The sequence below is a fragment of the Streptomyces sp. NBC_00996 genome (assembly GCF_045162675.1).
Lineage (GTDB): Bacteria > Actinomycetota > Actinomycetes > Streptomycetales > Streptomycetaceae > Streptomyces.
This window is the reverse complement of sequence record NZ_CP108723.1, coordinates 10,306,988-10,331,708: the sequence shown is the minus strand read 5'-3', so window position 1 is coordinate 10,331,708 and position 24,721 is coordinate 10,306,988. Positions and strand designations below refer to the sequence as shown.

Below are 24,721 nucleotides of genomic sequence, written 5' to 3'. Positions count from 1 at the left end.
GTGGACAACGCGTTGGGCGTCGATCAGCCCCAGACCGCGGGAGCGGCCGGCTTCGAAGACGACGCGGACCGCCTGAAGATGGGCGTCCTGGAGGACGTAACCGTCGGCCTGTTCCCGGATGCCGGCCGGCAGCAGTTCCCACCACTCGCCCGTGGTGATGTCAGTCATCCGCAGTGCCCTGTCTCGTGTCGCCGTGCGGCGGCGTCCTGCCGCGTCGGTTGTGGAAGGTGCGCCGCAGGTCGTCGACCCAGGCGTCCGGGGTTTCCCAGGGAATGAAGTGGCCGCCGTTGTCGTGGGCGGTGAGGTTGACGTGGTTGTACCAGTCGGCGCGGTCACTGGCGAGCCAGTTCTGCAGTCGCTGTTCGGTGTTGGTGACGCCAGGTGGGTTCTCGTAGCCGACGAAGGTGATGCCGGCGGGTGCCTCGACGACCGGGCGTCGGTCGTGCGAGGGGGTCCAGGGATAGCGGTTGGCGTTGGCGTAGTAGCGCATCGAGGTTCCGATGGCGTTGTTCACCCAGAAGATCGTCGCGTGGGTGAGGAGGTCGTCCTTGGAGAAGACGTTCTCCACGTCGCCGTGATGGTCGCTCCACTTCGCCCAGCGTTCCAGGATCCAGGCGAGCAGCCCGGCCGGTGAGTCGGAGAGCCCGTGGGCGAGGGTGCTCGGGGCGAGGACGTGGGCGGCCAGGTGGACGGCGAAGCGCCGCTCGAAGGCGACCAGTTGCCGGTGTGCGGGCTCGGGCAGGCCCTCGGGAATCGGTTGCCCACCACTGAGGTCCCAGGCCCGGTCGCCGTTGAACAGGGTGAGCTTCAGGCCGGAGCCGATATGGATGCCGTGCAGTTCGTCGGCGTACTTGTGACCGAGCTGGCCCGTGACGAGGGCGCCGACATCGCACCCGCCGGCGGCGTACTTCTCGTAGCCGAGCGTGCCGGTCATCAGGGTGTGCCAGAGGTCGGCGACCTTCCAGAAGTTCATGTCGGGGTGGTCCGGCAGCGGGGTGGAGAAGCCGAAGCCGGGCAGGGACGGGACGATGACGTCGAAGGCGTCGGCCGGGTCGCCGCCGAACGCGGCGGGGTCGGCGAGCGGGTCGACGACCTTGGACCAGTGCCAGAACGTCCACGGCCAGCCGTGCGTGAGGATGAGCGGCGTGGGGTCGGGGCCGACGCCCGGCCTGCGCATGAAGTGGACCGGAACGCCCTGGACGGTCACCTTGTAGTGCTCGTAGGCGTTGATCGCGGCTTCGGCCTTGCGCCAGTCGTACTGATGGAGCCAGTGGTCGGCGAGCTCCTGGAGGTAGCGACGGCTGACGCCGTAGTACCAGTCGTCGTTGCCCGCGTCGTCGGGCCATCGCGTGAGCCGCAGCCGCACCTTGAGGTCGTCGAGGACCGCGTCGGGGACGTGGAGGGGCGCCGGTTCCAGCGGGAAGCGCGCTGTGGCTGCCATGAGGTTCCTTCGAGTCAGGGAGAAGCGGCCGCGCCGGCGGTCAGCGCTCGGTGTCCATGAGCGCGGCCATGCGTGCCAGCGCGGGCAGGGCGGCGCCGATGGCGTGGCGTTCCTCGGGGGTCAGGGCTTCGAGCAGCTGCGAGAACCGGCGGACGCGGTCCTGCTGCCGGGTGCGGACGATCCGGGCACCGGCCGGGGTCACCTGCACGAGTACCGCCCGGCCGTCTTCGGGATCCGGGTGCCGCTCCACCAGCCCATCGCGTTCCAGCCGGCGGACCAGCTGGGTGATGGCGGGCTGTGTGATCTGCTCGCTCGCCTTCAGGGTGGTCAGCCGCATGGGGCCCTTGTGGGCCAGCGTGCGCAGGACCGACAGTGTGGTGAAGCTGTGCTTCTCGGTCGCGGGGAGTCGGATGGACCCGCGGGTGAACTCTCCGAGCACGGCGGCGAGGTCTGTGGCGCCGAGATCCTGCCGACTCTGTGGTGCCATGACAGGAATGTATCACCGATTTATTTAAATTACTTATGCAATATGCCACGCCGAGGAGCCGCCAGGTCTCCTCGGCTCCTCCCCGTCGGAGGCGGCGTGGCGGTCAGTCCTTGAGACGATCGATCTGGCGGATCCTGTTGGTCGCGTCCAGGGCGGCGACCTTGTAGGACTCGGCGAGCGTCGGGTAGTTGAACACGGCGTCGACCAGGTAGTCGACCGTGCCGCCGCAGCCGATGACGGACTGGCCGATGTGGATGAGTTCGGTGGCACCTGTGCCGAAGCAGTGGACGCCGAGCAGCTTGCGGTCCTCAGGGGAGACCAGCAGCTTGAGCATGCCGTGCGAGTCGCCGATGATCTGGCCCCTGGCCAGTTCGCGATAGCGGGAGATGCCGACCTCGAACGGCACGCAGTCTTCGGTGAGTTGGTCCTCGGTGCGCCCGATGAAGCTGATCTCCGGGATGGTGTAGATGCCGATCGGCTGCAGGTCGTGCATCCGGTTCACCGGCTCGCCGCAGGCGTGGTAGGCCGCGGTACGCCCCTGCTCCATCGACGTCGCCGCCAGTGCGGGGAAGCCGATGACGTCGCCGACGGCGTAAATGTGCGGCACCTCGGTGCGGTAGTGCTCGTCGACCGTGATACGTCCACGCCGGTCGGCGGACAGGCCCGCCTTGTCCAGGTCGAGTTCGTCAGTGAGACCCTGTCGGCCCGCCGAGTACATCACGGCGTCCGCGGGGATCTTCTTGCCGCTCTCCAGGATGGTGAGGGTGCCTCGGGGATGCCGTTCGACCGCGGCCACGGTCTCCCCGAACCGGAAGGTGACGGCCAGATCCCGCAGGTGGTACTTCAGCGACTCGATCACTTCGACGTCACAGAAGTCGAGCATCCCGGGCCGCTTCTCGACCACCGTGATCTTACTGCCGAGAGCGGCGAACATGGAGGCGTACTCCATGCCGATCACACCGGCCCCGACGATGACCATGGAACGCGGCACCTGCTCGAGGTTCAGTACGTTGTCCGAGTCCATGATCGTCCGTCCGTCGAACTCGACGGTCGTGGGCCTGGCCGGCCGGGTACCGGTGCCGATGACGATGTGCTCGGCGCTCAACTGCCGTTCGTCGCCGTTCACTTCGCGCAGGGCGATGGTGTGCGCGTCCACGAAGCGGCCGGTGCCCGCGAAGAGAGAGACGTGATTGCGCGACAGCTGACTGCGGATGACATCGACCTCACGGCTGACCACGTGCTCGGTGCGAGCGGTCAGATCGGCGACGGTGATGTCGTCCTTGAGGCGGTAACTCTGGCCGTACAGATCCCGTTGGGTGAGACCCGTGAGATACAGGACCGCCTCACGCAGGGTCTTGGAAGGGATGGTCCCGGTGTGGATGGAGACCCCACCGACCATGTCGGGGCGGTCGATGACGGCGACCCGACGGCCGAGCTTGGCCGCAGCAATGGCGGCTTTCTGGCCGCCCGGGCCGGATCCGATGACGAGCATGTCGAAGTCGGGCACCCTCCGGAGTCTGTCAGCCCGAGGTCTTCCCTCGAAAGGGTGAACCGGGGATCTTTCGCGATGCGTGGAAGCAGCTCCCGTTCCAAGACGTCGCCCCGGCGGGCTCGTTGAGGGGTATCGATCGAGCCGCGGTGCGACCCGAGTCCCCTGCCGTACGGGGTGGCGGTGGCACCATCGGGTGGGAGCGGCGTAACGCACATACTCGTGGCGGGGAGCGGCGTATCGCACGCGCTCGCCCCGTTCGATGCGAACTCCGCGACAGCCAAAGGTCGTTCGCCGAGCGCAGTCGGATCTCCCGGAGGCTTTGATGCAGATCGCTTCGTTGCCGTACGTCGATGAGCACGCGACGGTCATCGTCGCGGGGACCGACGATGTCTGGCGCAGTCTGGGCGAAACGCTGGATCGATCCTTCTCGCGGCCCGGTGCCGCCGGCTACGCGAGGCTGCTGGGTTCTGCCCCCTGCGCGGCGTCCGGGCCGAGGCCACTCGCCGAGGGATCGACGATTCCCGGTTTTCGGGTGGTGGCCGCGGTCCCGGGGCGAGAGCTGGTCCTCATGGGGAGTCATCGTTTCTCGTCCTACGCCCTGACCTTCCGCCTCGAACAGGTCGGTCCGGGCCGATCGCGGTTGCGGGCGGAGACCCGGGCCGCCTTTCCCGGCCTGGCCGGCGGCCTCTATCGACGTCTCGTGATCGGGACGGGCGGGCATCCGGTGGGCATGCGGCGCCTGCTGTCAGCGATTCGCCGGCTGTCCGAGTGACGCCTGGGCGACGGTCGCGGGCCTCGGCTGCTGCATCGGCACGGCACTCGGCTGCGGGATCCGAAGCAACGGTTCGTCATGCGAACACCGGGATTTCTCACCGGGCCCTCCGAACCCACTTGTTGGCAGCGCTCCGCGCTGCACGGCACGGCGGCGCTCCGCGCTGCCCAGCTCAGGATGCAATTCCTCCCGGGTGTGAACGCCCGGGGTCCCTCGCAAGATCATGCTGAAACGGAATCCGAGCGGTGGGCGAGCTGCTCGGGAATCGTGTACGGCCGCTCCCCGTGTGGGCTACATTCGGGAATCCTCGACACCGGCGGCTCTGGGTGAAGCCACGTTGAGGAGAATTCCGGAGCGGCGAATGCACCAGTCCGAACTTTCTCCACCGGCCACCGCACTGATGCAGGGGGGACTCGCCGACAGTCTCTTCGACGCGGCTCGCCACACACCTGACCTTCCGCAGATCGCGCGCCGCCCCGACGCCTCCACCATGGCTTGGACGCCGGTGACCGCCGCCGAGCTGTGGGGCGAGGTGGTCGATCTGGCGCGCGGGCTGGTCACGTCCGGCATCCGCCCCGGTGACAGAGTGGCCATCATGGCGCGTACACGCTACGAGTGGACGGTGCTCTGCTATGCGCTGTGGTCGGTGGGCGCCGAGATCGTTCCGATCTATCCGACCTCCTCGCACGAGCAGGTCGCGTGGATTCTCAAGGACGCGCAGTGCGTCGCCGTGGTGGTCGAGGACGAGCAGGGCGTCATGACGGTCGGCTCCGCCTGTGCCGCCCTCCCGTTCCTGCGCCACGTCTGGCAGTTGGACACCGGGGCGCTGGCGCACCTCGTCGAGCGGGGCCGGGCGATTCCGGCGACGACGGTGGACTCGCTCCGCCGGATCGTGCTGCCCGACTCGACCGCGGTCATCGCCTACACGTCCGGCACGACGGGATCGCCCAGGGGCTGCGCCCTGACGCATCGCAGCCTGGCGAGCCCCTGCGACACGCTGATCGCAGGCTGGCGACACATGGCGGCTCCGCCGGGAGCACAGCCGGCCATCCTCGCGTTTCTCCCCTTCTCCCATGTGTACGGCCTGATGATCCAGGGGCTCTGTCTGCGGGGCGGCATCCTGATGGGGCACGAACCCGACCTGCGCGACGAGGCGCTCTCGGCGGCCCTGTTGTCCTTCCGGCCGACCTACCTGTACGCCGTTCCGTTCGTCTTCGAGAAGATCTACAAGAACTTCCTGCGGGCGGCCCAGCAGACGGGCCGTCGCACGCTGTTCGAGCGTGCCGTCCGCACCGCGCAGGATTTCGCCCTGGCCGAAGAACGTCACCGGCTGGGCAGGGGCTCGGGTCCCGGCTTCGATCTGCGGCTGCAGCATTCCCTCTACGAGAAGACGGTGTACAAGAAGCTGCGAGCCGCGCTGGGCGGACGGGTGTGCGGCGCCGTGTCGGGCGGCTCGCCGCTGAATCGTGAACTCGCCCTCTTCTACGCCGGAATCGGGATCCTCGTACACGACGGATACGGGCTGACGGAGACCAGCGGAGGTGTGACAGCGCAGCCTGTGGGACGCGAGAAGTTCGGAACGGTCGGACGCGCGCTGCCGGGTACGGACATTCATGTGGCCGACGACGGGGAGATTTTCGTGTCGGGGCCTTCGGTGTTCCAGGGATACATCAACGACGCGCCGGCCACTCAGGCGTCGTTCCTGGACGGTTGGCTGGCCACGGGCGACATCGGGCGTCTGGACTCCGAGGGATATCTGACCATCACCGGCCGCAAGAAGGACATCATCATCACGAGCGGCGGAAAGAGTGTGGCTCCCGCGGCTCTTGAGGAACGTCTGCGTGTCCACCCGCTCATCCACCAAGCAGTGGTGGTGGGTGACGATCGCCCGTGTGTAGGGGCCCTCATCACGCTGGATCCCGAATTCGTCGCGCACTGGCGCGCGTCCCGGGCCAAGGGTGAAACCCCGGTCCGGGACGCGCGCGAGGAGAACGAATTGCGGGAGGAGGTCAGACGCGCGGTCACCGCGGCCAACAGCACTGTGTCCCGCTCGGAATCCATCCGGGTGTTCCGGGTGCTCCCGGAGCCCTTCGATCTGGCCAATGGACTCCTGACGCCCTCGATGAAGTTGCGCCGGGACGCCATCGTCCGGCGGTTCGCCGCCGAGATCGAGGCGATGTATCAGACGTCGTCGCGGGTCCCGCGGGAGTACTCGACCAGTGAGCCCTCGATCTGGGAGGACTCGGACAACGTATTCCGGTGAACCGGTCGTGTGCCGCCACGACGCGGGACGTATGTGCCGCCCAGGAGGGACCTCAGAGGTGTGACGCGGCTCCTGGCTTCCGGCTGCTTGGTGGTGGTGTTCATGCGTACACCATGTGCCGAAGGAGTCGGGGCAACCAGATCCCTGCCGTGAGCAGGACTGCTGGTCCTGGTACCGGCGCCACCACGGTCGGCGGGAATACGCCGGTCCCGGGTCAGTCGGCCTCGACGGCAGGAGAGACGTGAGCCGTCGTGCAGGGTAGCCGCAGGGTGAAGACCGAGCCGACACCGGGTTCGCTGTTCACCGTGACGGTTCCGCCGTGCGCGGCGACCAGTTGGCGGACGATGGGAAGGCCCAGGCCACTGCCGCCGGTACGTCGACTGCGGGACTTCTCGGCCCGCCAGAACCGGTCGAAGACGCTGGGCAGGTCCTCCGGGGCGATACCGGTACCGGTGTCGGCCACCTCGAAGACCACCTGACCGTCCCGGCCGCGGACGGAGAGGGTGATCGTGCCGTCGGCCGGGGTATGGCGTATCGCGTTGGACACCAGATTGCCGAGCGCCTGCCGCATCCGCACCGGGTCCGCGTCGAGCCACGGCGTACCGTCCGCCGAAGTGAGCAGGCGGATGCCCGCCGCCTCAGCCCCCACACGGTGTGCCGCGGCGACCTGTTCGAGCAGTTCGTCGGCGCGGACCTCCCCCCGGTGCAGCTTGAGGGCGCCCGCGTCGCCGGCCGCGAGGTCCTGGAGGTCGTCGATGACACGCTGGAGCACGACCGCCTCCTCGTGCAGGGAGGCGAGCAGTTCCGGGTCGGGGTCGACGATGCCGTCTCGGGTCACTTCCAGCCAGCCGCGGATGTTGGTGAGCGGGGTGCGCAGTTCATGGGCGATGTCGGTGACCATCGCCTTGCGCTGCGCCTCCATCCGTTCGCGGCGCTCCGTCAGCTCGTTGAACGCCACGGCCAGCGGCTTGGTCATGTAGTCGTCCGCGCCGAGCTCCAGGCCGAGCAGAATGTCGTCCTCCGTGGAGCGGGCGGTGAGCATGAGGACGGGGATGTCGTCGCTCTGCCGCAGCATCCGGCACACGCCGAAGCCGTCGACGACCGGGAGCATCAGGTCCAGGACGACCAGGTCCGGCCGGTGGCGGCGGGCCTCGGCGAGTGCGGCCCCGCCGTCATGGACCACGGTGGCGGTGTGTCCCTCCTTCAGCAGTGAGCGGCGTATCAGCTCCGCCTGCTTCTCGTCATCCTCCGCGACCAGCACATATGCGCACACGCGGCCGATGCTAAGCGCCCGGGGCCGACGGGAGTGCGGGTGAGAGGTGCTTGCCACACGCTGACACCTTCCTCACATCTGCCTGCGACGCTCGCGGGCAGTACCGCTGCGCGCCGGCCCGTGGACGCGGGCAGTACCGCTGCGCCCCGGCCCGTGCGCGCGCCTCACCGCGGTGTGCCGGCACCTGCCCGCGGGCGCCCGCGCACCCACCACCAAAGGGCCACGGAGCACACCGCCGCGAACGCGCACCACGTCGAGACGAACTCCAGCTCCCACAGCGCCCAGCAGATCAGCGCCCCCACGGCGACCAGGGCACCGAGCAGCAGCAGTCCGCGATCGCCGGAGAGCAACAGCGCGCCGACAGTGGCCAGGAGGTAGCCCGCGATGAGCCATTCCGCGTGGGACAGGTCGACGACGTAGCCCATGGTGTGGCCGCGGATCTCGGCCCTGACGGGACGTGCGACGAGGGCGTACACGAGTGCCGTCGCGGTCGCGAGGCCGCCCACAAGAGGGAGCACCAACCGGCGCCGGGCGTGCCGCGGCGCCGCGCACACCACGCCCACCGGTACCCACACCGCCAGCACCGGAAGGGCGATCACGGCCCAGGCGACCGTCGCGGGGCCACTGCCTCCGCCCGAATCCCAGACCACGGACTCGACGATCTGGTGGGCTCCGAGCAACAACGGCAGTGCGGCCAACGGGAGATCCCCCGCCCTGCGTACCTGCGCCACACAGGCCACCCCGACAGCGGCGATACCGGCACCGGCTGTCAGATCGGCCGTCGCACTCCAACACATCGCGTCACCGTGGGTCCGCCGTCACGAGATCCCGCCTTACGTGCACAACGCTACGGCGCCGCGATGCGATGCCCGTCGTGGACACGAAAGCCTCCCGGACGCCGTTCATCGCGTTCCCCACACGCAACGGTTCATACGGACCATCCCCCTGGCATGCTGCCCTCATGCCGACTCCCATGCGCCCGAGCCCGTCCGCGGCCGCACACGGCCCCCTCGCCCCGGTCGACGGCCTGTGCGTACAGACGCGTCGGGTGAGCCAGCAGGTGCGCGGGGCGGGGCGGGTGCTGCGCGACGTGTCGTTCGACGTCGGCCCCGGGCGGCTCACCGTGATCGCCGGGAGCAGCGGGGCGGGCAAGACGATTCTGTTGCAGACGCTGGCGGGGCTGCGCGCGCCGGCCGAGGGTGAGGTGCTGCACGACGGAGTTCAACCCGGGCCGCCCGGGCCGGAGTTCGGGTTGGTGCCGCAGGAGGACATCATCCACCGTGAGCTTCCGCTGCGCCGGACGCTGGTGTCGCGGCGGGCCTGCGCATGCCTCCGGGCACTGCGACCGAGACCGTCGCCGCGCGTGTGGACCGGGTCCTGGAGATCCTCGGCCTGTCCCGTCGGGCCGCGACGCCCGTGCGCGCACTGAGCGGCGGTGAGCGCAAACGGGCCTCCATAGCGGTCGAGTTGCTCACCCGGACGCGCGTGCTGTTCCTCGACGAGCCGACCTCCGGGCTCGACCCGGTCACCGGGGCAGCCCTGCTGCGGACCCTGCGCGCGCTGGCCGAGGACGGTACGACCGTCGTGCTCACCACCCATGTCCTCGCGGATCTGCACCGCTGCGACCAGGTCGTGTTCCTCGCCCCCGGCGGCGAGGTCGCGTTTGCGGGTGAACCGGGCGCCCTGTGCGGGGCGTTCGGGGTCGGCTCGGTCGAGGAGGTGTACCAGGCGGTGGCCGAGGGCGTACGCGTCCCGCAGGCCGCCGCTGAGGAGGTACGCCTGGCGGAGCCCTCGTCAACTCCCCGGTCGAGGCCGCGTGTCGGGGCCGTACGCCAGTGGGCGCTGCTGACCCGTCGGGGTGCGGCGCTGCTGCTGCACAACCGGCTCTCGGCCGCGGTCCTGGCCGGTTCGCCGGTGATGATCGTGGCGATGTTCGCGGTGCTGTTCCGCGTCGGCGCGTTCGACCGTGCGGCGCCGGACCCCGGATCGACCGCGATGATCATGTTCTGGATCGCGTTCGGCGCGTTCTTCTTCGGGCTGACGTACGGGCTGCTGCAGATCTGTACCGAGCTTCCCGTGCTGCGCGGCCCCCAGTCGCCGCTCGTCGATCTGCAGGCCTGGCCCGTCCACCGGCACGTACGCCGTCGCGGCTCCCCGGCCCGCGCGTACTCGCGCAGCCCGTTCACCGAGTTGTGGTTGTCCAGCGACATCACCAGTCTGCTGCCGCGCGCGAACGGATAGGCCTCGCCGACCGGGCGCAGGGCGCCCGTCGCGTTGAGGGTGAAGATCACGGCGTACTCGGCGGGGTCGGCGTTGAAGTGCCGCAGGACCGCACGGCGGGCCTCGGCGAGCAGGCGTCCCGAGGCGCTGGAGGCCGGGCTCTCGGAGTGCGGGTTGCCGAATAACCCGCCGGTGATCCGCTCGGCGCTCCCCGTGGCGAGCGAGCGCGGGGGCAGCCCGGAACCCGTGTGGTCGAGGTAGGTGTGCCCGCCCTCGTCGAGATAGCCGAACTCGCGCGCCCGCAACTCGGCGAAGCCGCCCCCGCCCGTGCCGGAGGTGTCTCCGGCATCGCCTATGTGCCCCGTGGTCTGTGTCTTTCCCATAGTTCCCCCTCCGCCCGGCCGGTCCCGTCCGATACTCGGCGGACCGGCTTCCGATCGGCCCTCATCATCCGCCCGCGCGAGCGGAGTGACACGGCTTCCCAACAATCGCTGAAGCCTCAACAAAGCCCTGTCTCAGGCGGGCCCCTCCCCTGTGCCGCGCCGCCGATGAATGATTGGGTGGGCCCGGCCACGCCAATCGAACCGCAGGAGAGCGTCACAGTCATGAGCAGCCCCTTCACGTACGAGTACAAGGTCGTCACCTTCCGGGAGTCGCTGATCGGCGACGCGCTGGACAGCGACAAGCTGGAGAAGGTCCTGAACAAGCACGCCGAGGACGGGTGGGCCCTGAAGGCGATCACATCGGCCGACGTCAAGGGCCGCATAGGTCCCGGCGCCGTCGAGGGGCTGCTCCTGACCCTGGAGCGGCCGCGCCGATAGCCCACGTGCGGTGCGCGGTGCCCCGAGGCGAGGGATGCTGTAGCTGATGGGACAGCGGATCCGCAGGTGCTACTGATGCCGTCGGAGGCCTCCCGGGCCGGGAGGCCACTGACGGCTGGGTTGGTCCCGGAGGCCTGCCGAAGGCCTCGCACCCGCCTCCGACCGCTGCCGGCCAGTGATGTCAGGACGGTACGGCATGAAGAGCGACGGAACGCTTCGCAGTGAGGTCATCACCAGTCACTCGGTGTTCGGCGCACCGTGCTGGGTCAGTCTGTCCACACGCGACCTGAAGGTCGCGGAGGCGTTCTACCATGCCGTGCTGGGCTGGACCTGGCACTCGGGCCGCAAGATGGGCGACCAGTACCGGATCGCGCGCGTGAACGGAGTCCCCGTCGCGGGCGTCTCCGAGGTGGACTTCGTCGCGAAGACCGCCGTCGCGTGGACCCCGTACTTCGCCGTCGCCAGCGCGGACGAGACAGTGTCCCGCAGCCAGGAACGCGGCGGTACGACCGCGGTGGGGCCGATCTCGCTCCCGCCCGGGCGGGTGGCGCTGCTGGCCGACCGGGACGGAGCGGTCTTCGGTATCTGGGAGGGCGAACTCGTGGCCGGCTGGGAAACGTGGCGGCGCGCGGCACCGGCCTTCATCCGACTGCACACGCGCGACGCCTTCGACGCCGCCTTGTTCTACGGAGAGGTCCTGGGTTGGGCGGCCTCGGAGGCCGGATGCTGCGCAGTCGACTACGAGGAGAACGAGGTCGTGCTACGCAGCCGGGGAGACGTCGTGGCCCGGATCCACTCGGGCGCGCTGGAGGCGGCGCCCGACCCCACCATCAGGCCGCACTGGCAGATTCACTTCGCGGTCCCCGACGTGGACGCCTGCGCCCGGGCCGCGCGGGCGAACGGCGGGACGGCTCACCAACAGGGGGTCGGCTCGACCGAGGCGGTGCTCAGTGACCCCGACGGAGCGCGCTTCACCGTGACCTCCAAGATCGGCGCTTAGGTCGGACCCCCACCAGCGCGTCCCCCCGTGCCGTGCACCCGTAGCGGACGTCGCGGCCCCCGCCGGTGCGACACCAGCGGCCCGCCTCGCGCAGTACCCACACATGGGCCGAGAGCCGTGGCGGTCGGCCGGCGCCGGGGGCGAGGCGGGAGTGCGCCCGAAGGGGCGGGGACGCGGTGCCGAAGGGGCGGGGACGCGGTGCCGACGTGGCCCGTGCACCCGCCGCCGGACGAAGTCGGCCCGCCCACGACGCGACGGAAACCGTGGATCGGGCTCCAATAGAGGGTGACGGGATACAACCGGTACGACAGGCGCCGCCGAACCCCGCGGTCCCCGCGCGGCGCGATGGAGGTCCGCGATGCCCACTGCTCTCCGGCTCCTGCCCGCCCTCTCCCCCGACCATCGCGAACAGCTGATGAGCGTGGCCCGCGAGGTCTCGTTCCCCGCGGACGGAAGGATCTTCGAGGCAGGAGGGGTCGCGGACCGTTTCTGGGTGATTCGCTCCGGGACCGTCTCGCTCTACCAGCAGGTCATCGCGAACAGACGAATCTCCGTCGCGACCCTGGGACCCGGTGATCTGCTCGGCTGGTCCTGGTTGTTCCGGCCCCACACCTGGGACTTCGGCGCCGAGGCCTTCAGTCCCGTACGCGCCTACGAGTTCGACGCCGCTCAGGTGCGGACTCTCTTCGACGCGGATCCGACGCTCGAGCTGTCCATGACCCGGACGATCGGCGCCATCCTGGCCCATCGGCTCGAAACGACACGCGCGGCGCTGATCGAGCACTACGCGCGCCACGGCGGTGGCGGATGACGACAGGTCCCCCCGGCTTGCGCACGCGCAAGCCGGGCTGGGATAGGAATCTCGTATGGACGACACCCTGGATGCCCTGGATTCCTTCGAACTCCTGCCCGGCGCGGCCCACTCGCCCGTGATCCTGCATGTCCCGCACTCCTCGCGGCGGATGCCCGCGCCGGTGCGCGAGGGCATCCTCCTCGACGACGCGGCGCTGGAGTGCGAGTTGGACCACATCACGGACGCGCACACCGCGGAGCTCGCCGCGGCCGTGGCCGAGGAGGCCGGGGTCACGCCGTGGCGGTTCGTCAACCGGCTGTCCCGGCTGGTGGTCGACCCCGAGCGGTTCCCCGACGAGCGCGAGGAGATGCTGGCCGTGGGGATGGGCGCGGTCTACACGCGGACCACGCACCGGGCACGGCTCCGGCCCACGGAGGCCGACCCGCAGCCGCTGATCGACCGTTACTTCCACCCGTACGCACGGGCGATGACGGCGGCGGTCGCCGACCGGCTGGCCGCGACCGGGCGGGCCGTGATCGTCGACGTCCACTCCTATCCGACGGCTCGGCTGCCCTACGAGCTGCACGGCGACGGGCCGCGGCCGCCGATCTGCGTGGGGACCGACTCCTTTCACACGCCGCCCGAGCTGGTCGCCCTCGCGGAGAAGGCGTTCGCGGGCGTGGGGACTGTGGGGATCGACAGCCCGTTCTCCGGGGCGTACGTCCCACTGCGGTACTACGAGAGGGAGCCACAGGTGACCGCCCTGATGGTGGAGATCCGCAGGGACACGTACATGACCGAACCGGGCGGTCCGGCGGGCCCGGGGTTCTCGCGCCTCGTCTCGGCGCTGACGGCTCTGGTCGATGCCCTGGCCAGCTAGTGCGCTGCGCCAGAAGTTCGTCGGTGGATTCGCGCCTTGCCCGGCCGGGTTGGTTGTCCGCCCATCCAGCCCCGGCCTGCGAGTATTCGGCCAAGTCGGCGGCAGTGGGGCACCAAGAACTAACGACGAATTGATGGCGCAGGACACTAGTGCGCTGCGCCAGAAGTTCGTCGGTGGATTCGCGCCTTGCCCGGCCGGGTTGGTTGTCCGCCCATCCAGCCCCGGCCTGCGAGTATTCGGCCAAGTCGGCGGCAGTGGGGCACCAAGAACTAACGACGAATTGATGGCGCAGGACACTAGGTCCACGGCCTGTCTTTCGGATCACGCCTGGGCCGCGGGGCTCGGCGCGCACAGCTGCCGCGTTGTCGTCACTCGCCGACTCCCTCCTCCGCCTTGCAGCTGCACGCACCAAGCCCCGCTCACCGGCAGTCATGAGGCGCCGCAAACCCCGACAAGCACGCGAACGTCTTCATCGACACCAGCGCCTACACCGCGCGCCGCTACCCGCCCGAGCCGGTGGAGTACCTGCGCGGCAGGGGCCGGCGGAAGGTTCTCTTCGGCAGCAACTACCCCATGATCACGCCGACTCGGGCGCTGGAACACCTCTTCGACCTGCGCCTGGACGAGGAGACCACCGAGTTGTTCCTGTCGGGCAACGCCCGCCGCGTCTTCCACCTCCGGGATCATTCATAGATGCTTGAGCCGGATGTCGGTCGACCCCGAGGTCCGGACAGCGCTTCGACCCTGAGGTGAGGGCAGCCCAGCCATGGCTTTGCAGATCAGCGCCACCAATCCGGAGCACCCCGCGCTCCTGCTCGAACTGCCCTGGCAGCTGCCCCTGGAGGAGTGGCCCGAGCACCACCTGGTGCCGCTGCCGCGCGGCATCTCTCGGCATGTGGTGCGCTACGCGCGGGCCGGGGACGAGGTGGTGGCCGTCAAGGAGCTCGCCGAGCGGCCCGCCGTGCGCGAGTACGAGCTGCTGCGCAGTCTGGACCGGCTCGGCATCCCCGCGGTCGATCCGCTCGCCGTGGTGACGGGGCGCATCGACGCAAAGGGCGCGCCGCTGGAGCCCGTGCTGATCACCCGGCACCTGGGCGGCTCGATGCCGTACCGCTCGATGTTCGAGACGACGATGCGGCCGGCCACCATGCACCGGCTGATGGACGCGCTGGCCGTGCTGCTGGTGCGGCTGCATCTGGCGGGGTTCGCGTGGGGCGACTGCTCACTGTCCAACACGCTGTTCCGGCGTGACGCCGGGGCGTACGCGGCGTACCTGGTGGACGCCGAGACCGGGGATCTCCACCCCCAACTCAGCAACGGACAGCGCGGGTACGACCTCGATCTCGCCCGGGTCAACATCAGCGGCGAGCTGCTGGACCTGGAGGCGGCCGGAGCCCTGCACCCCTCGGTGGACCCGATCGAGTTCGGCATGGAGATCTGTGCGCGCTACCGGGGGCTGTGGGAGGAGCTGACCCGTACCTCCGTGTATCCGGCGGGCAAGTACCACTACATCGACCGCCGCATACGCCGCCTGAACGACCTCGGTTTCGACGTCGCCGAGATGCAGATAGCGCACTCCCCCAATGGCGACACGGTCACCTTCGTGCCCAAGGTCGTCGACGCGGGCCACCATCAGCGCCAGTTGCTGCGGCTGACGGGGCTCGACACCGAGGAGAACCAGGCGCGTCGGCTCCTGAACGACCTGGAGAGCTGGATGGCCACCCAGGACGACTACGCGCCCGGCGACCCCCTCGCCGCCCGCCCCGAGGTATTGGCCCACCGCTGGGTGCGGGACGTGTTCCGGCCGACCGTCCGCGCCGTGCCGCCCGACCTGCGCGGCTCCATGGACCCGGCCGAGCTGTACCACGAGCTCCTCGAACACCGTTGGTTCCTGTCCGAGCACGCACAGCGCGACATCGGCCTGGACACGGCTGTCGAGGACTACGTGGCGAACATCCTTCCCAAGGTCCGCGACGCCCTGCCGCCACGGGCGGACGCCCCCGCGCCGCCCGCGTGAGTACCCGGTCCCTGAGCAAAGGTGGCCGATCGTACATACGATTGATGCCTGTACCGGTCGAACGATTCGCCACGGCGTCCGCGCGGCCGGGACGACACTGACCTGCTCGGGGTGGGAGACACATGGCACAGGCCGCCAATCCGGCGCGGACCGTCATTCTGACCGTCGATGACGATCCCGGTGTGTCGCGCGCCGTGGCCCGCGACCTGAGGCGCCGCTACGGCGAGGCGCACCGGATCGTGCGCGCCGAGTCCGGGGACGCCGCAATGGACGCGCTGCGGGAGCTCAAGCTGCGCGGCGACCAGGTGGCGGTGATCCTCGCCGACTACCGGATGCCTCAGATGAACGGGATCGAGTTCCTGGAGCAGGCGCTCGACGTGTATCCGGGCGCGCGGCGCGTACTGCTCACCGCCTACGCGGACACGAACGCGGCGATCGACGCCATCAATGTGATCGATCTGGATCACTACCTGCTCAAGCCGTGGGATCCGCCGGAGGAGAAGCTCTATCCGGTCGTGGACGATCTGCTGGACGCGTGGCGGGCCAGCGACTACCGGCCCGTGGCGACCTGCAAGGTGGTCGGGCACCGGTGGTCGGCGCGCACATCGGGCGTACGGGAGTTCCTGGCCCGTAACCAGGTGCCCTACCGCTGGTACTCGTCCGACACCCCGGAGGGTCAGCGGCTGCTGTCGGCGGCCGGGCAGGACGGGGAGCGGCTGCCGCTCGTGATCACACCGGACGGTACGCCGCTGGTGGAGCCCGAGGATCCGGATCTGGCGGCCCATGTGGGGCTGGCCACGACGCCGACGGAGGAGTTCTACGACCTCGTCGTCATCGGCGGCGGTCCGGCGGGGCTCGGAGCGGCCGTGTACGGCGCCTCCGAGGGGCTGCGGACCGTGCTCGTGGAGCGGTCGGCGACCGGTGGGCAGGCGGGACAGAGCTCGCGGATCGAGAACTACCTCGGCTTCCCCGACGGCGTGTCCGGGGCGCAGCTCACCGACCGTGCACGGCGGCAGGCCTCGAAGTTCGGCGCCGAGATCCTCACCACGCGTGAGGTGACCGGGCTCGAGGTCACCGGGGCATCGCGCACCATCCGCTTCTCCGACGGCTCCGCGATCGCCGCGCACTCGGTGATCCTGGCGACCGGCGTGTCCTACCGGCAGCTGGCGGCTCCGGGGCTGGACGATCTGACCGGGTGCGGGGTCTTCTACGGTTCCGCACTGACCGAGGCGGCCGCCTGCCAGGGCCACGACGTGTACATCGTGGGCGGGGCGAACTCGGCCGGGCAGGCCGCCATGTACCTGGCGCGGGGCGCGAAGTCGGTGACCATCCTCGTACGCGGCTCCTCGCTGTCCGCGTCGATGTCGCACTACCTGATCCGGCAGATCGAGGATGCGCCCAACATCACGGTGCGCACCGGCACCGTCGTCGAGGCCGCGCACGGCTCGGACCATCTGGAGCAGCTCACCCTGCGCGATGTGGTGAGCGGGCACACCGAACTCGTCGACGCGCAGTGGATGTTCGTGTTCATCGGCGCGGCGCCGCTCACCGACTGGCTGGAGGGGACCGTGCTCAGGGACGCGCGCGGATTCATCATGGCCGGCCCGGACATGACGCCCGACGGGCAGCCGCCCGTGGGCTGGGAGCTGGACCGGCCGCCGTACCACCTGGAGACCAACGTGCCCGGCGTGTTCGTGGCCGGGGACGCGCGCGCCGAGTCCGCGAAACGGGTCGCGTCCGCGGTCGGAGAGGGAGCCATGGCCGTCATGCTCGTCCACCGTTATCTGGAGCAGTCATGAGCGGTCAGCCGCAGCCGTGCAGCCCTGCGGAGCTCAGCACGCTGTTCCTGTTCGAGAAGCTCGACGCCGACCAGCTCGGCCGCCTCTGCCAGGAAGGCCGGGTGGAACTGTTCGAGCCCGGCTACGTGTACCAGGAGGGCGAGCCCGCCACCTGCTTCTTCGTGCTCCTCGAAGGCACGATCGTGATGTCACGCCGGGTCGGCGCCGACGACGTGGAGATCAGCCGCACCTCCCAGCGCGGGGTGTACGCGGGGGCCATGCAGGCCTATCTGGCCCGACCGGACCAGGCCGGCTACAAGGGCTCCGCACGGGTCACCGAACCCTCACGCTTCTTCGTCCTGCCCGCCGAGACGTTCTCCGCGATCCTGCGGGACTGGTTCCCCATGGCCGTCCACCTGCTGGAGGGGCTGTTCTTCGGCAGCCAGAACACCCAGCGGGCGATCGGCCAGCGCGAGCGGCTGCTGGCGCTCGGCTCGCTGTCGGCCGGGCTGACCCATGAGCTCAACAACCCGGCCGCGGCGGCGGTCCGGGCCACGTCCGCGCTGCGTGAGCGGGTCGCCAAGATGCGGCAGAAGCTCGGCGCGATCGCGCACGGCCCGTACCAGCGCGACACGCTCGAAACGCTCGTCGAGATCCAGGAGCGCACCGCCGAGCAGGTCGCCAAGGCGACGCCGCTCAGCCCGCTCGAAGCCTCCGACCGGGAGGACGCCCTCGCCGATTGGCTCGACGACCACGACATCGCGGGCGGCTGGCAGCTGGCACCGACGTTCGTACAGGCGGGGCTCGACACGGACTGGCTGGACCAGGTCGCGGCGGCCGTGGACGAGGAGACGCTCCAGGGCGCGGTCCACTGGCTGAACTACACCGTGGAGACCGAGCTCCTCATGAACGAGATCGAGGACTCCACATCCCGTATCTCGCACCTCGTGGACGCGGCCAAGCAGTACTCACAGCTCGACCGCGCGCCCTACCAGGTCGCCGACGTGCACGAACTGCTGGACAGCACACTCATGATGCTCTCGGGGAAGATGGGCTCGGGCATCAAAGTCGTCAAGGAGTACGACCGTGCGCTGCCGCGGATCCCCGCCTATCCGGGCGAGTTGAACCAGGTATGGACCAATCTCATCGACAACGCCGTCTCGGCGATGGACGGCGAGGGCACACTGACGGTGCGCACCGGCCTCGACAGGGACCAGTTGCTCGTCGAGTTCCGTGACACCGGACCCGGGGTGCCCGTGGAGATCCGCGACCGCATCTTCGACCCGTTCTTCACCACCAAGCCGGTGGGTGAGGGCACCGGGCTCGGTCTGGACATCTCCTGGCGGATCGTCGCCAACAAGCACCACGGAAGCATCCATGTGGAGTCCGTCCCCGGCAACACCCGCTTCCAGGTACGACTTCCCCTGACCGCCACGGACACCTCCGAGGAGCCGTCATGACCACGCCCACCGGAATCGATCCCGCCGTTTCGCCCAGCGGCACCGGCTGCACCGAGTGCGACGCCGCCGGCGGATGGTGGTTCCATCTGAGGCGTTGCGCCCAGTGCGGTCACATCGGATGTTGCGACGACTCTCCCGCGAAGCACGCCACCGCGCACGCGCAGAGCACGGGGCATCCCATCATCCGCAGCTTCGAGCCCGGCGAGAACTGGTTCTGGAACTACGAGACCTCGGAGCTGTACGAGTCGGGGCCCGACCTCGCTCCCCCGGTCAGCCACCCGGCCGACCAGCCGACGCCCGGCCCCGCCGGCCGGGTCCCCGCGAACTGGGCCGAGACACTGCGCTGACGGCAACTACACGTCCGTGCGGTGCTGGGCACGCTCCGTGAACCACGCGCGGAGCTCTCAGCGCACCGACCTGCCGTACATCTCGCCGAGCGGTTCGGCGAGCAGTTCGACGCGGGCACCGTCGGGGTCCCGGAAGTACATCGACGTGCCGCCTTCCTGCACGTACTCGACTCCGGCGGCGTCCAGCCGCTCGCGCAGCCGCTGCCAGGTCATGGGGTCGACCGAGATGGCCAGGTGGTGCAGTCCGCCGAGGACCTCCGCGTACGGGCCGAGGTCGAGGCCGGGGAAGTCGAAGAAGGCCAGGAGGTTGCCATTGCCGAGGTCGAAGAAGAAGTGGGTGGAGCCCTTGTAGTCGCGGTTCTCGATCATCTCGGTGAGAGGGAACCCCAGGACGTCCTGGTAGAACCGCACGGTCCGCTCCACGTCCGAGGAGAGCAGCGCGACATGATGCACCCCGCGGGCGGAACTGGCGGGCCTCTCCTCGGTCAGATACGCGTCCCGGATCCGCTGACGCTCCGCCTCGATCGCTGCCAGGTCCACCGCATCCATCAGGAGCTCCTCAGGTAGGGAGTAGCCACTCTTGGTGCCGAGTTCAACCACTTTGTAGTCACTCTAGACCTCCCCCGATCCCGGGTCCGGCCCGGTTGACGCGGCGCGCCCGCGCTCGGATTCCGTGCGCGATCTCCATGACCGCGAGCGCAGTGAGCCGGATTCCGGCGGCCGGCGTCAGCGCGGCGCCGAAGCAAAAGGGCGACACGATCAGCACAATTCCGCCGAGGCAGGTGGGATGCCGAGCTCGGCCCGCCGGCCGCGGGTCGGCAGGTTTCCGCGGAGAGCCCCGGCCGCGCGTCGGCAGGTTTCCGCGAAGCCCCCCTCGCGCGCACTGCCCGGCCGTGCGCCCGCCCCCACCCCGCACTCCGGGGTCACGCTCCGCACGTCCGCGCCTGGCGGCGCGGCCGCGGGTCGGCGGGGTCTCCGCGGAGAGCACCGCCGCCGATCCCAGGCCAGGATGTGTACGCCCAGAGCGAGCGTGACTACCCCCATGGCTACCGCAGCCCGAAATAGCGCCCGCCCACGCCCCCGACGAAGGGCGAGGCTACCCGGGGCACGTGGCCTCGTCGCTGAACTCGTCCGGAGCGGTTTGCGGCCGTCCGGATGCGGAGCGCGGCGCTCAGGACGATGCTGGATACATGTCCGGACGGGCTCCTTTGGTAGTGCATCCCACCTTCGGCACCGGCGGCCGCGAGGTGACCGCGCGGGGCGAGAACCTCGGCGTGGCGTTCTCGGACGAGGATCTGATCGAGTTCCTCGGCCGGGCGGGTCTGCCCGACGCGGAAGACCTCTTGGACGATCCCGCGTGGGTGAAGTGGCGTGGGGGCCAGGCACACTTCTACGGGGCCACGTAGTAGGCGGACATCGCCCAATCGGCATCGGTCCGCCGCTCGCAGAGCCCGGTGGCGATGGAGTGCGCGTCCGGTCAGGGTGGTGCCATGGATTGCGCCTCCGGTCGGGGCGGTGACATGCGACGACGTATGCCCCTCGCGGTGCCGGCTTCGCGGCCTCCCAGGGCACCCCGACATCACTGCTGACGCGCCTGGAGCGGGCTGGGCCGCAGGTGCAGCAGACTCTCGCGGAACTGGCACCCCAGCCCCCTCGCCGACTCGCCATCGAAGGCGACCCCTCCGTACAGGTTCACGCCCCCGACCTCACGATCGGCGGGATCCGGCTCGTCGTTGGCCGGATCGAGCACGGGTGAGTCGGTTCCGCCATTGCTCCGAACGGGGGGCGCGCTCACCCGACCCGGTGGGTGGCGGCCAGGATGCGTATCACCGGCGTGCACGCGAACGTTGCACCGACATGGACAGTACTCACACAGCACTGCGCCGCGTTCCGGCCCGCGCACGCGTCGGCGGCCCGTATGCCGAACTGACCAACGACTACCGGAGCAATGCGCCGATCTACGCTCAGCTCGTTGCGGAGTGGCGGGCCGAGGGCCGCGTGATTCCTGAGCGTCGCGACGTGCGCACGGTGCTCTGGGCCACCTTCGCCGCACCGGCTCCGCAGACGGAGGCGGACGTGGAGGCAGCCGAACCCGTGCCCGCGGTTCCCGTGCCCCGCGGTCTCCCCGGCTGGGTGAGGGTCACTCCTCACTGACGGGCGCCAGAATGGCGAGCGTTCCGTTGGCCTGACGCAGCGCCAGCTCCAGAGGGAGGGCCGGATGCAGCGCACCGGTCCCGTCCGGCGGGATGATCCACTCCAGGGGTCCCGCGGACCGGTACGGCGGTGGTACCGCGATCCAGGAGCCCTTGCCGAGGTGGCGGAGTCCGGACCCCACCCAGCGGCTGGCGGGGTCGGGCGACAGGAAGAAGCCGACGCGACGGGCCGAGGAGTCCACCAGCGTGGGCCCCGGCACCTGAAGCGGGTTGGACCACAGTATGTCCAGGGCGAGCAGCCCCAGTTGTTCGGGAACGCTCAGCACGTCCCAGAAGCGCCCGGCCTCCAGGAGCGCGCCGCCACTGCCCTGGTCCCACTCCCGTTTGCACGCCCGCGGGTCCTTGGCCGCTGCGGCGAGCCACTCCACACTTTGCATCCACATCGCGTTCGTCATGGCCCACCCCGGGGATATTCCGCTCCGCTCGGCACGCGCGGAGAAAGACGCAGCCAGCGGGGACTGCGACTGTCCATCAGCCCCGCGGCATATGAATGTTGGTAGATATTTCTACGTGGCGGAAGGGGTGGCGCGGTCTGGCGTTTCCCGTCGGCCGGCTACGGCAGGTGCGACGGTGCGTGAAGTTTCTGCAGTGAGCCGCCGTGCAGCGGGGTGGTGTGCCACCGCGCCGTGAACGAGCGGTCCGGGAGCGAGCAGGTCACCGTCATCCGGTGCGGGGTCTCCAGGAACAGCACGTCGACACGAAGGGTCTCCGGGTCGGTCCATCCCCCGCTCACGGCTGTGGGGATCGGGCCGGAGTCGACGGTCCAGTCGGCGGTACCCAGCATCAGCTCGATGCGCCCGTCGCCCTCGGCCAGCGACACGCGCCAGCCCTTGTCCGCCGCCGCGACCTCGACTCCCGTCAACGTCCGCTGGTCCGTGCAGGCACCGCCCGCCGGGGCGAACTCGGCGCTCGCCCAGACATCGCTGCGTGCGGGAGGCTCGGGATGCGCCTCGACCGGCGGCAGGGCGAGTCGCGCGAGCCGGCTCCGCAGCATGTCGTCCTTCTCGCCCGGGAGCGGTGCGGTTCCGAACGCGGGCAGCAGGTGGCGCCACACCAGGTTCAGCAGGTCCTGCATCCGGTCGGTCGCCGCGGTCGTCGCGATCACCGCGTCGTACTCGGGCAGGACGAGACAGTACTGTCCGTACGCTCCGTCGCCGCGGTACCCGTGCCGGGACCTCCAGAACTGGAATCCGTACCCCTGCTGCCAGTCCGACAGCGCTCCCTCGGCCGTGCCGTCCGCGGTGGAGATGTGCGCGCGGGTGGCCTCCGCGATCCACGAGGACGGGAGCAGCCGCCGCCCCTCCCAGACACCGTCCCGCAGGTACAGCTGGCCGAGCCGGGCGATCGCGTCGGTCGCGGCGTACAGGCCGCTGAAGCCGAGGTCGCGGCCGCGCGGGCCCTGCCGCCAGGCGGCCTCCCCGATGCCCAGGGGATCGAACAGCCGGGGCCGCAGATACGCCGTCAACGACTGGCCGGTCACACGCTGGACGATCGTGGCGAGCGTGTACGTGGCGGACTGGTTGTAGGCGAACACGGTGCCGGGGTCGCGGTCCGGCGGTATCAGCAGGAAGCCGCGCACGGTCTCCTTCCGGTCAAGCCGGAATGCCTGGTCGTAGGTCTCGGCGAGGTGACCGCTCGCCATCGACGCGACATGCCGTACGAGCATGGCACGGCTGCGCGGGTCGGTGATGTCGGCATCGAACTCGGGGAAGTACGAGATCACGGGGTCGTCGAGGCGCAACAGCCCTTCCGCGGCGGCGAATCCCGCGGCCGTGGACGTGAAGCTCTTGCTCAGCGAGTAGAGCAGTTGACGGCGCTCGGGTGTGTACGGCCCCCACCAGCCGGAGGCCACGACATGACCGTGGCGCAGGATCATCAGGCTGTGCGGTTCGATGTCCGGGGCGGCCTCGACGGCATCGAGGAACGCGTGAATGCCGGACGCGTCGACACCCTGCTCGCCGGGCGTGCTGACAGGCAGGGGAAGAGCACTCATACGGGTGGCCTCCGGGCGGCTCGGGACAGTGGCTGTGGCGCGGCAGACGGAAACCGTGTGCATGCGTACGCCATCTTTCCCGTCCGAGCGCTTGTGTGTCCATGCCTTGCGCGCGGGCTTGGAGTGGTTGTGCACGCGGTGCGGGAACGGGCAGGCGCCGCCCGCCGAGCCGTGCCTCGGGCCCCGCTGGGGCGGCACCACGTGGGCGGATGTCCGGTGTTGACAGCTCACCGTGATAATGATCGAGTGATTTCCCCCTCCCCCGCATCCGTACAGCGCGTCCCCGTCGCCATCGTCGGCGCGGGACCGGCCGGTCTCACCCTCGGCAATATCCTGCGCGCCGCGTCCGTCGAGTGCGTGGTCCTGGAGAACGAGAGCCGGGAGTTCATCGAACAGCGGCCCCGGGCGGGCTTCATCGAGGAGTGGGCGGTGCGCGCCCTGCGGCAACGGGGGCTGGCCGACCGGCTCGTGGAGCGGGCTCAGCCGCACAGCGAGTGCGAGTTCCGGATGGACGGCGAACGTCACCGGTTCCGGTACGCCGAGCTGACCGGGGACCGCCATTTCGTCTATCCGCAGCCACTGTTGGTGACCGACCTGGTACGCGAGTATGCCGATGTGCGCGGTGGCGACATCCGGTTCGGCGTACGGGATGTGGCCCTGCACGCCATCGACGGCGACCGGCCCTCGGTGGTGTACACGGACTCGGCCACGGGTGAGCGCCGGCGCATCGAGTGCGAGATTGTCGCGGGCTGCGACGGCGCGCGCGGAGTGACCCGCATCCACGTACCGCCGGAGCGCGGCTCCCTCGCCCGCTACGACTACGGAGTGGGCTGGCTGGCGCTGCTCGCCGAGGCACCGCCGTCGTCCGACTGTGTCGTCTTCGGTGTGAACTCACGTGGATTTGCTGCCCACATGGCCCGCAGCCCCGAGGTCACCCGCTATTACCTGGAGGTGAGGCCCGGCGACGATCCGGAGAACTGGCCGCACGACAGGGTGTGGTCGGAGCTTCACGCCCGGCTGTCGGTGACGGGTGCCCCACCGCTCACCGAGGGACGGCTGATCGAGAAGCGGGTGCTCGACATGCACAGCTATGTCGTGGAGCCGATGACGTACGGACGGCTGTTCCTGGCGGGCGACTCCGCCCATCTCGTGGCACCGATCGCGGCGAAGGGCATGAACCTGGCGCTGTACGACGCCCTGCTCCTGGCGGACGCGCTCGTCACCTACTTCGGGACGGGCGACGGCAGCGGACTGCGTGACTACTCGGCGGCCTGTCTGCGGCGCGTATGGGAGTACCAGGAATTCTCGCAGTGGTTCGCCGAGTTGCTGCACGGGCCGTCGTCGGGCGATCCCTTCCGGGCGGGTTCCGCGGGTGCGCGGCTGCGGCGGCTGCTGGGCTCGCCCGCCGCGGCAGCCACGTTCGCGGACTCCTACATCGGCAAGGACCCTGTGCGGTGAGCCGCCGTCACGC

24 protein-coding genes and 1 pseudogene are annotated in these 24,721 nt (G+C 69.8%); 16 read left to right on the top strand and 9 right to left on the bottom strand.

The window, feature by feature from the left end; translation table 11 throughout:
- Positions 1-160: 160 nt before the first annotated feature.
- The 3 genes from OG390_RS47875 to sthA form a co-directional block, all read right to left on the bottom strand.
- Positions 161-1,441 carry an epoxide hydrolase family protein gene (locus OG390_RS47875; protein WP_406176896.1) on the bottom strand — a complete coding sequence of 427 codons (1,281 nt, stop codon included), beginning with the start codon at positions 1,439-1,441 and terminating at the stop codon, positions 161-163.
- 40 nt (positions 1,442-1,481) lie between these two features.
- A complete protein-coding gene (locus OG390_RS47870; RefSeq protein ID WP_406176894.1) occupies positions 1,482-1,928 on the bottom strand; it encodes a MarR family winged helix-turn-helix transcriptional regulator in 447 nt (148 codons plus the stop codon).
- A 103-nt stretch (positions 1,929-2,031) separates the two neighbouring features.
- The gene (sthA, locus tag OG390_RS47865; RefSeq protein ID WP_406176892.1) at positions 2,032-3,435 is read right to left on the bottom strand and encodes a Si-specific NAD(P)(+) transhydrogenase; all 1,404 of its coding nucleotides are present in this window, start codon (positions 3,433-3,435) and stop codon (positions 2,032-2,034) included.
- Positions 3,436-3,742: 307 nt separating this feature from the next.
- Here sthA and OG390_RS47860 point away from each other — a divergent pair, with 307 nt between their 5' ends.
- Both OG390_RS47860 and OG390_RS47855 read left to right on the top strand, forming a co-directional pair.
- Entirely contained in the window at positions 3,743-4,192 is a 450-nt protein-coding gene (locus OG390_RS47860) for a hypothetical protein (protein ID WP_406176890.1), read from the top strand.
- 361 nt (positions 4,193-4,553) lie between these two features.
- The gene (locus tag OG390_RS47855) at positions 4,554-6,455 is read left to right on the top strand and encodes an AMP-dependent synthetase/ligase (protein WP_406176888.1); all 1,902 of its coding nucleotides are present in this window, start codon (positions 4,554-4,556) and stop codon (positions 6,453-6,455) included.
- 214 nt (positions 6,456-6,669) lie between these two features.
- Here OG390_RS47855 and OG390_RS47850 read toward each other — a convergent pair whose 3' ends face one another.
- Both OG390_RS47850 and OG390_RS47845 read right to left on the bottom strand, forming a co-directional pair.
- Positions 6,670-7,716, bottom strand: a complete 1,047-nt coding sequence (locus OG390_RS47850) for an ATP-binding protein (RefSeq protein ID WP_406178300.1) — start codon at positions 7,714-7,716, stop codon at positions 6,670-6,672.
- Between the two features lie 176 nt (positions 7,717-7,892).
- Complete coding sequence (locus OG390_RS47845; protein ID WP_406176886.1) at positions 7,893-8,525, bottom strand: DUF6629 family protein; 633 nt, start codon at positions 8,523-8,525, stop codon at positions 7,893-7,895.
- A gap of 164 nt (positions 8,526-8,689) precedes the next feature.
- On the opposite strand from OG390_RS47845, the gene OG390_RS47840 reads away from it, so the two are divergent.
- From OG390_RS47840 to OG390_RS47790, 11 genes and pseudogenes are all read left to right on the top strand, one after another.
- Positions 8,690-9,157, top strand: coding sequence for an ATP-binding cassette domain-containing protein (locus OG390_RS47840; protein ID WP_406176884.1), 468 nt, complete (start codon positions 8,690-8,692; stop codon positions 9,155-9,157).
- On the top strand, positions 9,055-9,969 hold the full coding sequence (locus OG390_RS47835) for an ATP-binding cassette domain-containing protein (RefSeq protein ID WP_406176882.1): 915 nt from the start codon (positions 9,055-9,057) through the stop codon (positions 9,967-9,969). Before OG390_RS47840 ends, OG390_RS47835 begins: the two co-directional genes overlap by 103 nt.
- 584 nt (positions 9,970-10,553) lie before the next feature.
- Positions 10,554-10,769, top strand: a complete 216-nt coding sequence (locus OG390_RS47830) for a DUF4177 domain-containing protein (RefSeq protein WP_406176880.1) — start codon at positions 10,554-10,556, stop codon at positions 10,767-10,769.
- Between the two features lie 196 nt (positions 10,770-10,965).
- Positions 10,966-11,769: a VOC family protein gene (locus OG390_RS47825; protein WP_406176878.1), complete on the top strand. Its 804-nt coding sequence runs from the start codon at positions 10,966-10,968 to the stop codon at positions 11,767-11,769.
- A 358-nt stretch (positions 11,770-12,127) separates the two neighbouring features.
- Positions 12,128-12,580, top strand: coding sequence for a cyclic nucleotide-binding domain-containing protein (locus OG390_RS47820; RefSeq protein ID WP_406176876.1), 453 nt, complete (start codon positions 12,128-12,130; stop codon positions 12,578-12,580).
- 55 nt (positions 12,581-12,635) lie between these two features.
- Positions 12,636-13,442, top strand: coding sequence for an N-formylglutamate amidohydrolase (locus OG390_RS47815; protein ID WP_406176874.1), 807 nt, complete (start codon positions 12,636-12,638; stop codon positions 13,440-13,442).
- Positions 13,443-13,907: 465 nt separating this feature from the next.
- Positions 13,908-14,135, top strand: a pseudogene (locus OG390_RS47810) (amidohydrolase family protein); the annotation flags it as partial.
- Between the two features lie 73 nt (positions 14,136-14,208).
- Positions 14,209-15,459 carry a DUF4032 domain-containing protein gene (locus OG390_RS47805; RefSeq protein ID WP_406176873.1) on the top strand — a complete coding sequence of 417 codons (1,251 nt, stop codon included), beginning with the start codon at positions 14,209-14,211 and terminating at the stop codon, positions 15,457-15,459.
- Positions 15,460-15,581: 122 nt separating this feature from the next.
- Positions 15,582-17,258, top strand: coding sequence for an FAD-dependent oxidoreductase (locus OG390_RS47800; RefSeq protein ID WP_406176872.1), 1,677 nt, complete (start codon positions 15,582-15,584; stop codon positions 17,256-17,258).
- The gene (locus OG390_RS47795; protein ID WP_406176870.1) at positions 17,255-18,697 is read left to right on the top strand and encodes an ATP-binding protein; all 1,443 of its coding nucleotides are present in this window, start codon (positions 17,255-17,257) and stop codon (positions 18,695-18,697) included. Before OG390_RS47800 ends, OG390_RS47795 begins: the two co-directional genes overlap by 4 nt.
- Complete coding sequence (locus tag OG390_RS47790; protein ID WP_406176869.1) at positions 18,694-19,044, top strand: UBP-type zinc finger domain-containing protein; 351 nt, start codon at positions 18,694-18,696, stop codon at positions 19,042-19,044. Before OG390_RS47795 ends, OG390_RS47790 begins: the two co-directional genes overlap by 4 nt.
- 57 nt (positions 19,045-19,101) lie before the next feature.
- On the opposite strand, the gene OG390_RS47785 is transcribed toward OG390_RS47790, so the two are convergent.
- The gene (locus OG390_RS47785) at positions 19,102-19,593 is read right to left on the bottom strand and encodes a VOC family protein (RefSeq protein WP_406176868.1); all 492 of its coding nucleotides are present in this window, start codon (positions 19,591-19,593) and stop codon (positions 19,102-19,104) included.
- Between the two features lie 641 nt (positions 19,594-20,234).
- On the opposite strand from OG390_RS47785, the gene OG390_RS47780 reads away from it, so the two are divergent.
- A complete protein-coding gene (locus OG390_RS47780) occupies positions 20,235-20,450 on the top strand; it encodes a hypothetical protein (protein WP_399082165.1) in 216 nt (71 codons plus the stop codon).
- Between the two features lie 173 nt (positions 20,451-20,623).
- Here OG390_RS47780 and OG390_RS47775 read toward each other — a convergent pair whose 3' ends face one another.
- Entirely contained in the window at positions 20,624-20,794 is a 171-nt protein-coding gene (locus OG390_RS47775) for a hypothetical protein (protein WP_406176866.1), read from the bottom strand.
- Positions 20,795-20,901: 107 nt separating this feature from the next.
- Between OG390_RS47775 and OG390_RS47770 the strand changes: the two genes are divergently transcribed.
- Positions 20,902-21,198: a hypothetical protein gene (locus OG390_RS47770; RefSeq protein ID WP_406176864.1), complete on the top strand. Its 297-nt coding sequence runs from the start codon at positions 20,902-20,904 to the stop codon at positions 21,196-21,198.
- Here OG390_RS47770 and OG390_RS47765 read toward each other — a convergent pair.
- Complete coding sequence (locus tag OG390_RS47765) at positions 21,185-21,652, bottom strand: hypothetical protein (protein ID WP_406176862.1); 468 nt, start codon at positions 21,650-21,652, stop codon at positions 21,185-21,187. The two genes, OG390_RS47770 and OG390_RS47765, sit on opposite strands and share 14 nt — an antisense overlap.
- Positions 21,653-21,810: 158 nt before the next feature.
- Positions 21,811-23,250 carry a serine hydrolase domain-containing protein gene (locus OG390_RS47760; protein WP_406176860.1) on the bottom strand — a complete coding sequence of 480 codons (1,440 nt, stop codon included), beginning with the start codon at positions 23,248-23,250 and terminating at the stop codon, positions 21,811-21,813.
- 246 nt (positions 23,251-23,496) lie between these two features.
- Here OG390_RS47760 and OG390_RS47755 point away from each other — a divergent pair, with 246 nt between their 5' ends.
- Positions 23,497-24,708 carry a 4-hydroxybenzoate 3-monooxygenase gene (locus tag OG390_RS47755; protein WP_406176859.1) on the top strand — a complete coding sequence of 404 codons (1,212 nt, stop codon included), beginning with the start codon at positions 23,497-23,499 and terminating at the stop codon, positions 24,706-24,708.
- Positions 24,709-24,721: the final 13 nt, after the last annotated feature.